The organism is Pseudobacteroides sp. (assembly GCF_036567765.1).
Classification (GTDB): Bacteria; Bacillota; Clostridia; order Acetivibrionales; family DSM-2933; genus Pseudobacteroides.
This window is the reverse complement of record NZ_DATCTU010000060.1, coordinates 58,688-73,191: the sequence shown is the minus strand read 5'-3', so window position 1 is coordinate 73,191 and position 14,504 is coordinate 58,688. Positions and strand designations below refer to the sequence as shown.

Here is a 14,504-nt window from a genome sequence, read left to right as displayed (position 1 = left end):
TTTAATACGGGAAAGGGATGAAACTATGAAAAATCATCAAAAAGGTGACAAGGTTTCTATTAATATTATAAAGCAACCAAATCATGTTGATGCTGTATCTGACAAGCCGATCGGAAGAGCATCGGAAGTTCCATCATGTATCTATAACCACATGAGACATGCTGAAGGCTCAAAAATGACAAACGATGATGGCTCTGAAATGATATGCAATAAGGAAGGCTCGTGGGAGCACACCAATAAAAAGTAAAAAATGTAATACAAAGCAGGTTGCCATTCCCGGCAACCTGCTTTGTGTTCAGCTACTTATATCTATACAGAAAGTGATAAATCTACTTGGGGACTTTGTTATTTATTGTCATCCACAATGATCTCAAACGCTCCTGATTGCTCCATAACTTGCTTAACTTCCTGTGCCTTCTTTTTTGCCACCTTAACAGATACAACTATTCCATCTTCCTCATCCAACTTTTGGACATTTTCCGCAAAAGCTTTAAGCTCACCCACATCATCCTGATCAGACATTACTACAGGTGTAGGATTTTCAGCATTTTCTCTCATATCTTCAAATTTTTCTTCATCGTAAGCACTAATTATCATGTCTCTTCTCTGAATACCGCTGTTTTTCAGGGTATCAACCAAACCTCCAACCTGGCTCGGTTCAAGAAATTTACCTATTATATGGATAAGAATCCCTCCTCGCAACTTAACCGATTGAGTTTTTAGGATCAAACACCTTTCATTTTATTTTACCCGAAAATTAATTTTGTAGACTGGAAAAACAAATGGAAATCCCACTATTTATTTATTGATTATCAATAAATATTTATTGACTTTTGATATAATCCATTATAACATGTAATTAAAATTGCTAGAACTTTGGAGGCTTTGTATGAAAATAAAATTTATCCTGCCCGCCTTGCAGGAAGCAAAAAGTCCATATTGGAGACCAATTAAGTATTCTCTCTTCCCGCCGTTAGGTCTTGCCACTTTAGCTTCCCTGTGCTCAAATGATGATGAAATAGAAATTGTAGACGAGCATGTGGAAGATATTAATTTTGACGATGAGCCTGATTTGGTTTGTATAGAAACGTACATTACCAATGCCTACAGGGCATACGAAATATCTGATATATACAGGCAAAAAGGCAGCTTTGTTGTATTAGGCGGGCTGCATGCAACATCACTGCCCCATGAAGCGAAGCAGCATGCGGATACTGTGATATCAGGAATGGGCGAAAATTCTTTTCCCCATTTCCTATCGGATTTCAGAAGCAGCAAAGTAAAAGAATTTTATAATTCCGCCCCGGTAAACCTGGATGACTTACCACTTCCGCGAAGGGATTTACTAAAGAGAGAGAAGTATCTTGTTCCAAATTCTATGGTTTTCTCTAGAGGCTGCCCCAATAAGTGCTCCTTTTGTTATGTAAGTTCATTTTATAAAGGCGGCAAATCCTTCTATGCATACAAAATCGAAAGGATATTACAGGAAATCGAAAGCTTAAAAGGAAAGCACCTGTACTTTCTTGATGATAATTTGTTTGCCGATAAAAGGCTATGCCGTGATTTATTCAGAGAAATGGGAGGTATGGGCAGATTATTTCAGGGTGCAATAACCGTTAATTCCATTCTTGAAGACGATTTGATAAACCAGGCTTATGAGGCAGGCATAAGGAGTGCATTTATTGGCTTTGAAAGCATAAACAAAAAAAATCTGGCCCTGGCTAATAAGCACTCCAATTTAAATCAGGATTATATATCTGCCATTAAAAAGCTTGATGAACTTGGCATTATGATTAACGGCAGCTTTATTTTCGGTCTTGACGACGATACCAACGATGTCTTTCACAATACAACCCAATGGGCCATAGAAAGCGGGATAACAACTGCAACCTTTCATATACTTACACCCTATCCGGGCACAAAACTCCATTCTCAAATGATCTCACAGAATAGAGTACTCAGCAGCAATTGGAATGATTACGATACCAGGCACCTTGTTTTCAAACACCCTAATTTGTCCAAGGAACAAATGGAAAGAGGTTACAACAACGCCTACAAGGAATTTTACAGGTGGACTAATATTATTTCGGGATCAAGGCAGCATGAAAAACTGAAAATGCAATTGAAGCATTTAACCTATGCAGGTGCCTGGAAAAAATTCGAGCCTGTATGGAATTATGTTGTTAAGCATCAGCTTTTCCAGCAGGCAAGAAAGGTTTTGGAATATACACTTGATTAGCTCATTCAACCTTCACCTCTCATAAATTCGAAACATATAATTATAAGATAACTCATATTGCCGTTTTATAGGAGGGAACCCATGCAACTCTTTTATACAGTTCAGTCCGGTGATACTCTCATTTCAATCTCCAGGCGGTGGGAGATACCTTTGAACTCACTAACAGCTTCTAATAACCTTACACCCCCGTATACAATATATCCCGGCCAGCAATTGTCCATGCCGCCAGGTATAAATACTTATTCTGTACAGCCCGGTGATTCAATATTCTCAATATCTCAGAAGTACAGAATTTCTGCTAATGCCATTATTAATGCCAACGGGATTAAACCTCCCTATATTATAACACCCAATCAAATTCTTACGATTCCTTCTGGAGTTCCGTATTATGTCGTTAAACCGGGTGATACCCTTTTCGGAATTGCAAGAAGATATAACGTTACATTTAAAGGACAGCCGCGGCCTGATTATATAATCCAGTCAAATCCAGGCATTACCCAAAATATCATACCTGGGATGCAATTGTACATTCCATATCCACCCCCTGGAGGTCCCGGTAAAATTGCTTACATAACTTCTTTTGACGATGTGTCTTCATTTTTCTTCGGGCTTTATAACCCTGATACCGGAAGAACAAATGTATTTACCAGTCAAACAATTGATAAGCCCTCATTTATAAATATATTTTGGTCACCTGATTCTACCAGGATTGCATACGCAGACAACAAAGGAATCATTTCTGTTTTCAACGTGGTTACAGAATCTATTCAAAAAATTGACCAAACATCAGACCCAATCCCGTCTATGGACTGGAACTCTTCAGGTAACAAGCTGGTTTATTCAACAGGAGAAGAAATCAGAATATATGATATAATCTCATTTAAATTTAGTTCCATTAAACGTTCCGGGTCATCATACCCCCAATTTATGCCTAATGGCAAGGAATTACTATATGTACGTGAAGATTCATCCGGGATTAGGCAGATTTTCACAAGTACTTTAGATGGAAGCAACGAAAAACAGATTACCAATATGGAATCTAATTCTATTAGCAATGTACGCCTATCCCCTGATGGCAGGCTCGTATTATACACATGGCCAGGTGCAAGCATATCGATGATTTATACGATTGAACTCACCTCGGGAAAGACCTATGATATACCTGGATGGCTTGAAGGGAAGAACTATAACCCTGTATGGTCTCCAGATTCAACCAGGATAGCCTATAGTGCTACTCACTACTCAAACGGTAAATATTATTCATTGATCCGAGTAACAGGCCCAAAAGGAGAAGGGGATTCTACCCTTGCTGTTTCCGATTGTTTCTCCACGCCTGTCACTTGGTCCCCTGACAGTAGAAAAATTGCATATTTATCGGGCTGTGGAGATTTTGACACTCCCTATAAACAGATGTGGAGCATTGACACAACAAAGCCTGCACCTCTAAATATGTTATACAACACCAATCTTTACACCCTTGAGTGGTCTCCTGCATGAAAGAGTGCTTTGACTATTGGCCAAGCTCCTGACCCGTCTACTTCATAACAGCTCAATAATATGCATATACACTTTAATAAGAACGTAAATATAATAAATACTATTCAACAAGAGAGGGATTGTCATGCTATTAAAGGGTAAAAAAATAGGCTATGCATTTACTGGAGCATACTGTGTTTTTGATCAGTCTTTTCCGCAATTAGAGCGACTGGTTAACGAGGGTGCGGATGTGATACCCATTGTGTCCAGCCAGGTTTCTGTTACCGACTCACGTTACGGAAAAGCAGCAGACTTTTTAGCCAGAATGAATAATATTACCGGAAATACCGTAATACAAACAATAGTTGAAGCAGAAATATATAATAAAAATCAAACACCAATGGATCTGCTGGTTATATCACCTTGTACAGGGTGCAGCTTATCAAAGCTGGCTGATGGTGCAACAGATACATCTGTTTTAATGATGGCAAAAGAGCTTTATAGAAATAATAAGCCTGTTGTAATTGGCGTCGCAACTAATGATGGACTGGGAATAAGTGCAAAAAGTATAGGTATATTACTCAGTACAAAAAATACATTTTTTATTCCGTTTGGCCAGGATAATCCGATAGATAAGCCCAATTCATTAGTAGCTAAATTTAAATTAACAGTACCTGCAGTGATTGAGGCTCTGAAGAATGCTCAGTTGCAGCCGGTCCTTGAAAAGTATTAACCAATATACATACTTGTCTTTGTTAATTGGAGTATGATAATAATCTTGACTAATTATTATCATACTCCAATTTTTGTCATTTGCTTCTCCATCCATCTACAACTCAAAATTAGCTATTCTTAACACCTCATTATTATTTATTATAAAGCGAAATACACAATTTACCGAAATATATGTCACAGTCTGTACGCGATTTAATGGAGGAATAATAATATGATCAATCTGCCTGGCTATGAGGTCAAAGAAAAGATTTTTAAAAGCATCAATTCAACGGTTTATAGGGGATTGTGCAAATCAGACAATAGTATGGTCATTATTAAGGTTATGAATAATGAATATCCTACATCTGAAGAGTTAGCCAGTTTCAGAAGAGAATATGAAATTATAAACAAAATAAGTGGAGACAGAGTAATTAAAGTTTATAATATAGATATCTATAATAATGGCTTGGCTATAATAATGGAAGACGTGAAGGGTAAATCGTTAGCCGACATATTAAAAGCAAATAAAATGAGTCTCACGGAAAAGCTCAGGCTTGCCATTAATATAACTGAAGCAATAATGCAAATCCATAAACACAATATAATCCATAAAGACATAACCCCCTCCAATATTATATTTAATATAGAGAACAATGATCTTAGGATTATTGATTTCGGTATCTCTACTGGGCTTTCGATGGAGAAACCCCAAAACTTGTCCACCTTGGAGGGCACCATACCATATATTTCCCCTGAACAGACGGGAAAAGTAAATAGAATAGTTGATTACAGATCAGATTTTTACTCTCTTGGTGTAATGCTTTATGAAATTTTTACAGGTCAATTGCCTTTTACAGGTGATGATTCTGAGGTAGTATACAGTCATATAGCAAAAATTCCAATGGAGCCTAAATTAGTTAATACCGAAGTTCCACCGGCTGTTTCAGACATTATTATGAAATTGATGGCTAAAAACGCTGAGGATAGGTATCAAAACATCCTGGGATTAAAGCATGATTTAATGTATTGTCTGGAGAACCTTAAGTACAGAGACAGAATTATAGAATTTCAAATTGGACAGAAAGACATTTCCGATAGATTCCAGATACCACAAAAACTATATGGAAGAGAATTTGAGCTTAAAACCCTTAAAAAATCCTTCGAAGGCTTGTACACCAACGAAATAAAATTACTGTTAATATCCGGCTATTCAGGCATTGGAAAAACCTCAGTTGTTATGGAAATGCACAAAGCTATTATAGATAAAGGCGGATACTTTATATCCGGCAAGTTCAGCCAATTAGAACGCAATAATCCATATAGTGCAATAATATCAGCATTTAAAGGCTTGATAAAGAATCTCGTTTCAGAGTATAAAAACATTGAGCTCTTGAAATATCGATTGACTGAAGCATTAGGTTCAAACGGTAAGATAATGGTTGATCTCATTCCTGAATTAAAGCAAATTATCGGAGAACAGCCTGACATACCCCTACTTAACCCTATAGAAGAAAAAAACAGATTTCAGATGATTTTCCGTGATTTTATAAAAGTCTTTGCCCAAAAAAATCATCCCCTTGTACTTTTTTTGGATGATCTTCAGTGGAGCGATTTCTCAACCATGGATTTTTTGAAATATATTCTTGCTTCACAAGAAGTTCACAACCTCCTTATCGTTGGAGCTTTCAGAGACAATGAGGTTGGGGAAGGACATCCTTTGGTTCAAATGTTAAATGAGGTAAAGAATGCTATAGGGGGCACTAATTTTCTGAATCATTTAGTTTTACAGCCCTTGGATGAAAATGCAGTAAACCAAATGGTATCTGATACATTAAACCGAAGCAATAGCGACACTTCACAGTTAAGCAGCTATATACATCGCAAAACCAAAGGTAATCCGTTCTTTGTCAGCCAACTGTTAATATCGCTGTATCAAAAAAGCATATTAAAGTTTAACGAAGATAAATTGCAGTGGAACTGGAATTTAGATGAAGCAGAGAAATTTCAAATAAGCAATAATGTGGTTGATTTTCTCATCGAAACATTAAATGAGCTTCCTAAAGATTCATTGGAAGTCATTAAGACAGCTTCCTGCCTTGGTAACTGTTTTGATCTTAAGACCCTCTACTTAATAAGCAACGAACTTGAAAATATCTCAGATGCTCTATGGATAGCGATCAAAAAAGACTTTATTGTTCCTGCAAACAATAAATATAAATTGCTCCATATGCCAAAGGAAGAATTTGTAAAATCTAATATAGAAATAAAATTTCGTTTCAGCCATGATAGAATCTGCCAATCTGCTTATTCTTTAATTTCTGAGAATGAAAGAGTCATGATACATCGGAAAATAGGAACTATCCTGTTTGATGCGTATAAGGATGAAAATAATATTGAGAGCAACATTTTCGAAATGATCAACCATATGAACATTGCCAAAGATTTGATTGAAAATCAGGATGAACGAATTGGACTGGCAAACCTCAATTATACAGCTGGTATCAAAGCAAAAGCCAATTCAGCATATGATATTGCAGCTAATTATTTTATTACCGGAAAAACTCTACTGTCATCAGAAGAATGGAAACAATACCCTGGAAAGCTCTTTGCCTTATCTTATGAGTTGACCGAGACAAGCTTTTTAGGCGGAAAAGTTGAAGAAGCATTTGAATTGTGCACCTATTTGCTTGATACAGCAACAAATATTATTGAGAAAGCCCGTGTATATGCCCTTAAGGCAAAAATCCTTGACCTTGGCGGAGAAAAAAGAGAAATAGTAATAGATGAAATAAGAAAGGCACTTAAGCTATTGGATTTTGACCTTCCTCAGGATATTAGTCAAATTGACCAAAAATTCGGCGAAAGTATAGGTAAAATAGCAGCATATTTAGGTAAATACCAGATAGAGGATTTGATTAACCTTCCCAAGATGACGGATGAAAATAAAATAATGATGATGAACCTGCTTTTCCAAGTACAGCCTGCCGCGTTCCAGAGCTATCCGCCCCTAAACTTTTTAATACAGCTGACGATGTTTGATATGGCTTTGACTTACGGGACCACCGAAGTATCAACAAAGAGTTATACAGAGTGCGGAATAATATTAGGTTCAATCCTGGGTAATTTCGAAATGGCTTATAAATTAAATCAGGTTGCCTTCGCCCTTTTGGAAAAATACAAGGCAAGGTCCTTAGAAGCAGGATGCTATTTTATATTTGCCGCATTTATTTCCCATTGGAGAGCTCATTATTCCGAAAGCCTTGACTACTATGATCTGTCGGTTAAAAGAGGATTGGAAACAGGTGATATTGAACATGCGTCTTATTCCTGTTCCCATAAGGTTCACCGTAATCTTTATGTAGGAACAAACCTGGATAATTGTAAATCTGAAGCCAATAATGCCATAAAGCTCCTTAAGGAGACCAAAGTATCACTGCTTGTCCCCTTGGTGGAAGTCTTTATCCATACTATAAATCAGCTTCAATCAGCATATGATTTTAAAAGCGAAGAATCATTACTAGCTGACCTTTATAACAGCAACAACCTGTTTATTTTATGTACATTCGGTCAGTGTAATTTAATGGTAAATTATATACTGGGAAACCTGGAAGCAGCCAAAAGGTGGAACTTCTTCACAGATCCGTATTTGCAGGGTGGAACGGGATTTTTTCCTATCCCTGACCACTGTATGTTCCAGTCTTTATTGCTTGCAAAAATGTATGATAAGGCTGATGAAAACGAGAAGGGTGAAATAATCGAAAGCATTACCAAAAACATGGAGAAATTAATGATATGGTCAGATAATTGTCCTTCAAACTTTTCTCATAAATACTATTTAGTATCTGCAGAATTGGCAAAAATCCAGAATGAACCGCAAGAGAAGATTACAGGCTTGTATAAAACAGCCCTCAACTCCATTGCTTCAGGTGAATTCACACATATGCGGGCTATAATAAACGAACTGATAGGAGAGTTCTGGATTGGCAGGGATGAAGAACTAATAGCTAAAGTGTATATAAAGGAAGCCTATTATTTCTATAAACTTTGGGGTGCAGCTTCTAAAGTAAAAATAATAGAAGACAAGTACAGACGCTTTTTCTCGGATAACAGGAACCTGGAAATTGAATCATCCGGGTCAAGAGGACAAGCTACTTCCTCTAAATTCACCGAAGTAATGTCCTTGGACCTTGGGTATATACTGAAAACTACACAGGCAATAGCAAGTGAAATAAAGATAGATAAACTTCTTAAAGTACTTATGCGTACTATTATTGAAAGTACAGGTGCACAATTGGGATGCCTGATTTTAAAGAAGGGCTCAAACGGCAGTCTGTATGTTGAGGCACAAAAAAATATGGGCTCAGAAGAGATTGATGTTCTAAAATCCATTCCTCTTGATATGTGCAATGATTTTTGCCCTCAGATAGTACAATATGTTGTCAGAACCAGAGAAAACGTTGTTATAGATGATGCAAAAAACAACCTCAATTTTCAAAACAATGAATATATTGGGATGAGAAACATCAAGTCGGTGCTCTGTATGCCTATCGTATTCAAGGATAACCTATCAGGTGTTGTTTATTTGGAAAATAACCTGATGGAAAATATCTTTACACTTAACAGGGTAGAGACCTTAAAAATTATTTTATCACAGATTGCAATTTCGATTGAAAATGCACAACTCTATGAAAGTCTTGAAGAAAAGGTCAGGGAGAGAACGTTCCAGTTGGAAACAGCAAATAACGAACTTAAAGATCTGTCACTTCATGACCCATTGACCAAGCTATACAATAGAAGATATCTATACGAATTTATATCTGATTTGTCCGACAATTTCATTAAGGCTAAAACAGCATTATTCTTTAACAGACAAAAGAGAGATCTTAGTGTAGAAAATAATGTTATAGGCGTGTTTTTAATTGATATTGACTTTTTCAAGAGTGTTAACGACGTATATGGACATTCCGCCGGAGATGCTGTTCTTGTTAAAATTGCAAAGGCTCTAAAAAGCATCCTTAGGGATGATGATTATATCATAAGATGGGGCGGAGAGGAATTCCTCATCATACTAAACAAATCAAAAGTCGAATATTTAAAGGTATTTTCCAAAAAGGTTTTGGATCTTATGAGAAATACACCTATAGAAATATCAGACAATAAAATAATATATAAAACATGCTCAATAGGATGCACTCATTTGCCGTTTGAACCTGGCTTACCGGATCTTTTAACCTTGGAGCAGAATATAAACATATGTGACTTTGCCATGTATAAGGCAAAAAAATCGGGAAGGAACAGAGCAATACATATTAGCCCTCAGCAATCCGGCAGTTATACCGGGGAGGAACTCAAAAGATATATTCTTGACCTAACAGATGGATCGGACATTGATGAAAGATATGTCAGTATCGAAGAGGTAACTTGATAGATTGGATTTAGTGAGCTTAAAGGTCTGGCACCGAAGGATTATCGGTAGCAGACCTTTATCTATCTGCTCTTCTAACCCCACGGGTGGTTATGATGTCCGCACCAGTACCAAGTATATCCTTATATATTGTTTGGTGAAAATCAACGGGTGCTTCTAATTCTACATCCTTAAGAATCCTGATAATCTCAAACATTTTTCCTTTAGGTACCGGCTTACTGCTGCGTACGCTTACAAGCGGCAGCAGACCTCTATTAACCTTGACTGTTGAAGTAAGATTTCTTATAGGGTTTAAGAGCTCACTTTGGGCATATTCTTCACCCTTTGGGCACAGGGCATTTTTTACAACAAGAGAATCGTTGTAAATAACTTCAAGCCTACAACCATTAGGGCAAATTATACAGGTCATTTCCTTATTAATCTTCATCTACAAACACCTCCAGTCCATGAGCACCCTCCAGCTCTGAAGCCTTTATGTTTACTACTACCATCTCGGAAGGGTTCATTCTTCTATACCTGATAGATTTTATTATTTTGCCGCAGCTTTTAAAGTATAGTTTCCGATCCGCCCAAGGTCTGTCTACCCTCATTGAGAATGTAACATCCTTCTCTCCTGAGACAGTATGAGGAATAACATATCTTATTCCCAGCCCGGCTTTAACTGCTATTTTGCCCTGCTGTCCGCATTTGCTCCTAAGATGGCAGATTACCGACCTTGCTGCTTTTTCAGCTTCATTGGATACATGGTCAACAAGATCATGGACCTGCAGCACATTTCCACACGCAAAGACTCCTTCAATACTGGTTTGCAGATTTTCATCCACTATCGCTCCCTGGGTGACTCCATCTAAATCTATACCAGCACCTAAAGACAACTCATTTTCAGGAATGAGACCTACAGAAAGAATCAGTGTATCACAGTCAAACTTTCTGGATGTGCCCTTTATTGCCTCACCCTTTTCATCAACCCTTGCGATTGTAACGCTTTTAAGTCGTTCTTTTCCTTCAATATTGATAACAGTGTGGCTTAACAAAAGAGGAATATCATAATCCTCAAGGCACTGGGTGATGTTTCTTGCAAGCCCATTTGAATATGGCATTTTTTCCACTACTGCAATGACCTTCACACCTTCTAGTGTAAGCCTTCTAGCCATAATAAGTCCGATGTCTCCAGAGCCTAAAATAACCACCCGCTTACCGATCATAATGTTTTTGAGATTAACAAGATTCTGAGCCACTCCGGCTGTGAAAATTCCGGCCGGCCTTGTGCCCGGGATGCCTAGAGCTCCTCTTGTCCTCTCCCTGCATCCCATGGCGAGAATTACAGCTTTTGCCTTATAGGTGGCAAGCCCTTCAGAATTAAGTACAGTTATTTCTTTATCACCGCTCATACTTATTACCATAGAGCTTGTCATAATTTCAATGCCCAATTTATTTGCTTCATCTATGTACCGCTGAGCATACTCAGGGCCTGTCAGAACCTCTTTAAACTTTATTACACCAAATCCGTCATGTATGCACTGGTTGAGAATCCCTCCTGCAAAGGGTTCCCGATCTATTACAATGATGTCTTTAATCCCGTTTCTTACAAGTTCCACCGCAGCGGCCAAGCCAGCCGGTCCGGCCCCAATGATAACCACATCTTTATTTATATACATTTTATACTCTAACCCCTTTATTTGACTCTCCCTGTAAACAGCTTGGACTCATTGCCTCTTAGCATTATCTCTTCCACAGGAACACCATATTCCCTCGTAAGTATCTCAACAATCCTGGTCAGGCAATATCCTCCCTGACACCTTCCCATCATGGCCCTTGCCCTATACTTAATACCAGCCAGCGTCTTCACACCCAGAGGATTTTCTATGGCATCCATAATTTCCTTTTTTGTAATATGCTCACATCTGCATACTATTTCTCCGTATTCAGGGCACTCCCTGACCAGCCTGTCTTTTTCCGCCGCATCTAACTGCCTGAACTCAACTATTCCTCTTCTTTCGCTTATAAATTCCGGTTTTGGTATAAGATCTTCCTTGCTGCCTATGATATCTCTTACCATCCCTGAAATGGGAATAGAAGACGTAAGACCGGGCGACTCAATACCAATCAATTGAATAAGCCCCGGTACAATAATTGATTCTTCAATGACAAAATCACCGAATCCACCAACTTTAGGCCCTACCAGCTTGGATCGGATGCCTGAATAATTCCTTATGGTATCTCTAATACTGATAGGTGGAAGCAGTTCCTTTGCCTCTTTAAAGAGCTGGTTCATTACATCCTTGGTAACACCATAATCGCATTTAGTTTTTATGTATTCGGCACTTGGTCCTATTAGTATATTACCTTCAATGGTTGGAGTAAGATGAACGCCAAGACCCCCGATTCCAGGCCTTGGCACAGGATATACAGGCATACTGAGATACTTGCTTGTCCTCTTGTCCAGGATATAATACTGGCCTCTGCAAGGATAGATTTTATAGCTTTTATCCCCTGCCAAAGAAGAAACTTTATCGGAGTACAGACCTGCCGCATTTATAACATACCTGCTATGGTAATACCGTCCCCCCGCTCTGATACGGAATCTGTTTTCCCTCTTGGTTATACCCCTGACCTCAGTATTAAAATAGAACTTTACACCGTTTGCACAAGCATTTTCAGCCAATGCCACAGTATATATAAATGGATTTGTTATCGCCGTGTTTGAGGACAGCATTGCCCCAATGCCTCCCACATGAGGCTCAAGTCTTTTGACTTCTTCACCGCTAATATATGAAAGCCCGGGAGTGCCGTTCTTTTTGCCTGCATCCATTAGCCTTTCTATGCCTTTTATATCACCCTCATCAAATGCAACCACAAGCTTTCCTGTTTTTTTATAGGGTATATCCAGTTCTCTGCATACTTTTTCAAATCCCAGGTTCCCTTCTACGCAAAGCTTGGCCATAAGGCTCCCTACCTTGTTGTTAAAGCCCGCATGAACAACAGCACTGTTTCTGCCGCTTGTTCCCGCTGCAACATCACTTTCCTTCTCCAGCACTGCGATCTGGAGCTTGTACTTCGAGAGCTCCCTGGCTATTGCACAGCCTACCGCTCCTGCCCCCACAATGACTATATCAAAATAGTTTTCCATGAAATCTTACCCATTTCCTATGTATTATTGAAATCTAATTTTTATAAGTTATCACTTTTAATATAAAAGATTATACCATGAAAGCAACTGTAATCGCAGCAATAATTAAGCATTCATTCTGTTTATAATATTACTGAGCTTTAATACCTTCTTTGATAAAATTTTTATTTAAGAACATGATGATACTTAAGATAACAATCAGTACTCCTGATATTATCATAAGCATCTCTATCCTGACCACATCAGCCAGCGGTCCAAAAACGAGCATACCCAATGGCATAATTCCCGATGAAACAATCTGTATAAGGCTGAATACTCTTCCCTGCATATCGATATCAACCTTCTCCTGCAATAAGACCATGCTCGGAGAATTAAACATCGGCATGGTTATGCCTGTAAGAACCATGATTCCCAGATAAACATAAAAGATTTTTACAAAACCGATAGCCACTGTTAAAACACCGAAGATACAGCAGCCGAAAACTAATGTAACAATACGGTTCTTAAAGCCTCCCCATGATGCAATAGCAATTCCTCCAACAATGGAACCTGCAAAAAAGGCCATTTCATTGGCGGTAAGCTGCCAATACTCATTTCCGAATACTCTGGTAACCATTAAAACATTAAGAAATGCAGCAGGCACAATCAAAAACATAAATATAGAATAGAATAAAAGCAAATTTTTAATAAACGTATTTCTAAAGGAATACCTGAGCCCTTCTTTGAGATCATGGAAGTAATCGGTATCAGGTTTATCCGATGCCCTTTTGTGAGCAGGAACTTTAAGTGCCAGTAATAGGGTTATTCCAACAGCCGCTGTAATAACATCTATAAACAAAATGGATTCAAAAGTGCTGGTAGAAAGAATAGCACCGCTGGCAGCAGGTGATACAAGAAACACTAATGATTGGATGGTACTGTTGATACCATTTATTCTCATTAATTTTTCTTCAGGAACTATTTGAGGAATAAATGCACTAACGGCAGGGGTTTGTATTCCTGTCCCCAAAGAACGGATTGCCGAAATTAAGAAAATAAGCACCATTCCTTTATAGCCCATAAAAAATACAACAGCTAAAATTAAGGTAGAAATTGCGATCATCCCGTCTGACAATACAATTAACATCCTTCGATTATATCTGTCGGCCCAAACTCCTGCGAACAGCGATATAAACAGCTGAGGTAAAAACGAGCATATTGTTGAGATGGTGACCATAATTCCTGAGTTGGTGGTTTTAGCTATGTACCATATTATAGCAAACTGCACTAATGAAGACCCGAACAAGGAGAAGGTCTGGCTGGATAAAAATATAGCTGTTCTCCTCTCCCAACCTATAAGTCGTTTATTTTCCATAACATTCTCTTCTTTCATGTTTCCTCCCGTAATATTGCAAAATTGAAGTTACTACTTAATAAAAGTATACCCAAAAGATTTTGTCAATACCAAATAAATATATTTACAACATTTTTTGAATATTCAAGAAGGAGTTTTCATGGTTTTATAGAATTATATTAATATT

10 protein-coding genes are annotated in these 14,504 nt (G+C 38.0%); 5 read left to right on the top strand and 5 right to left on the bottom strand.

Annotated features, from left to right (window positions below):
• The first annotated feature begins 25 nt into the window (after window positions 1-25).
• Entirely contained in the window at window positions 26-247 is a 222-nt protein-coding gene (locus VIO64_RS09410; protein WP_331917475.1) for a hypothetical protein, read from the top strand.
• Window positions 248-345: 98 nt separating this feature from the next.
• Here VIO64_RS09410 and VIO64_RS09405 read toward each other — a convergent pair whose 3' ends face one another.
• Entirely contained in the window at window positions 346-729 is a 384-nt protein-coding gene (locus tag VIO64_RS09405; RefSeq protein WP_331917473.1) for a hypothetical protein, read from the bottom strand.
• A 160-nt stretch (window positions 730-889) separates the two neighbouring features.
• Here VIO64_RS09405 and VIO64_RS09400 point away from each other — a divergent pair, with 160 nt between their 5' ends.
• The 4 genes from VIO64_RS09400 (at window position 890) to VIO64_RS09385 (ending at window position 9,854) form a co-directional block, all read left to right on the top strand.
• Entirely contained in the window at window positions 890-2,239 is a 1,350-nt protein-coding gene (locus VIO64_RS09400) for a B12-binding domain-containing radical SAM protein (RefSeq protein WP_331917471.1), read from the top strand.
• A gap of 81 nt (window positions 2,240-2,320) precedes the next feature.
• Complete coding sequence (locus VIO64_RS09395; protein WP_331917469.1) at window positions 2,321-3,736, top strand: LysM peptidoglycan-binding domain-containing protein; 1,416 nt, start codon at window positions 2,321-2,323, stop codon at window positions 3,734-3,736.
• Window positions 3,737-3,860: 124 nt separating this feature from the next.
• A complete protein-coding gene (locus VIO64_RS09390; RefSeq protein WP_331917467.1) occupies window positions 3,861-4,448 on the top strand; it encodes a dipicolinate synthase subunit B in 588 nt (195 codons plus the stop codon).
• 213 nt (window positions 4,449-4,661) lie between these two features.
• Window positions 4,662-9,854, top strand: coding sequence for a protein kinase domain-containing protein (locus VIO64_RS09385; protein ID WP_331917465.1), 5,193 nt, complete (start codon window positions 4,662-4,664; stop codon window positions 9,852-9,854).
• 58 nt (window positions 9,855-9,912) lie between these two features.
• Here the strand turns inward: VIO64_RS09385 and VIO64_RS09380 are convergent, their stop codons facing one another.
• The 4 genes from VIO64_RS09380 to VIO64_RS09365 form a co-directional block, all read right to left on the bottom strand.
• The gene (locus VIO64_RS09380; RefSeq protein WP_331917463.1) at window positions 9,913-10,281 is read right to left on the bottom strand and encodes a DUF1667 domain-containing protein; all 369 of its coding nucleotides are present in this window, start codon (window positions 10,279-10,281) and stop codon (window positions 9,913-9,915) included.
• Window positions 10,271-11,512 (bottom strand): NAD(P)/FAD-dependent oxidoreductase, encoded by a 1,242-nt coding sequence (locus VIO64_RS09375; RefSeq protein ID WP_331917461.1) that lies wholly within the window; start codon window positions 11,510-11,512, stop codon window positions 10,271-10,273. The genes VIO64_RS09380 and VIO64_RS09375 overlap by 11 nt, the downstream gene beginning before the upstream one ends.
• 17 nt (window positions 11,513-11,529) lie before the next feature.
• Window positions 11,530-12,984 (bottom strand): NAD(P)/FAD-dependent oxidoreductase, encoded by a 1,455-nt coding sequence (locus VIO64_RS09370; protein WP_331917459.1) that lies wholly within the window; start codon window positions 12,982-12,984, stop codon window positions 11,530-11,532.
• Window positions 12,985-13,114: 130 nt separating this feature from the next.
• Window positions 13,115-14,356 carry an MFS transporter gene (locus VIO64_RS09365; protein ID WP_331917457.1) on the bottom strand — a complete coding sequence of 414 codons (1,242 nt, stop codon included), beginning with the start codon at window positions 14,354-14,356 and terminating at the stop codon, window positions 13,115-13,117.
• Window positions 14,357-14,504: the final 148 nt, after the last annotated feature.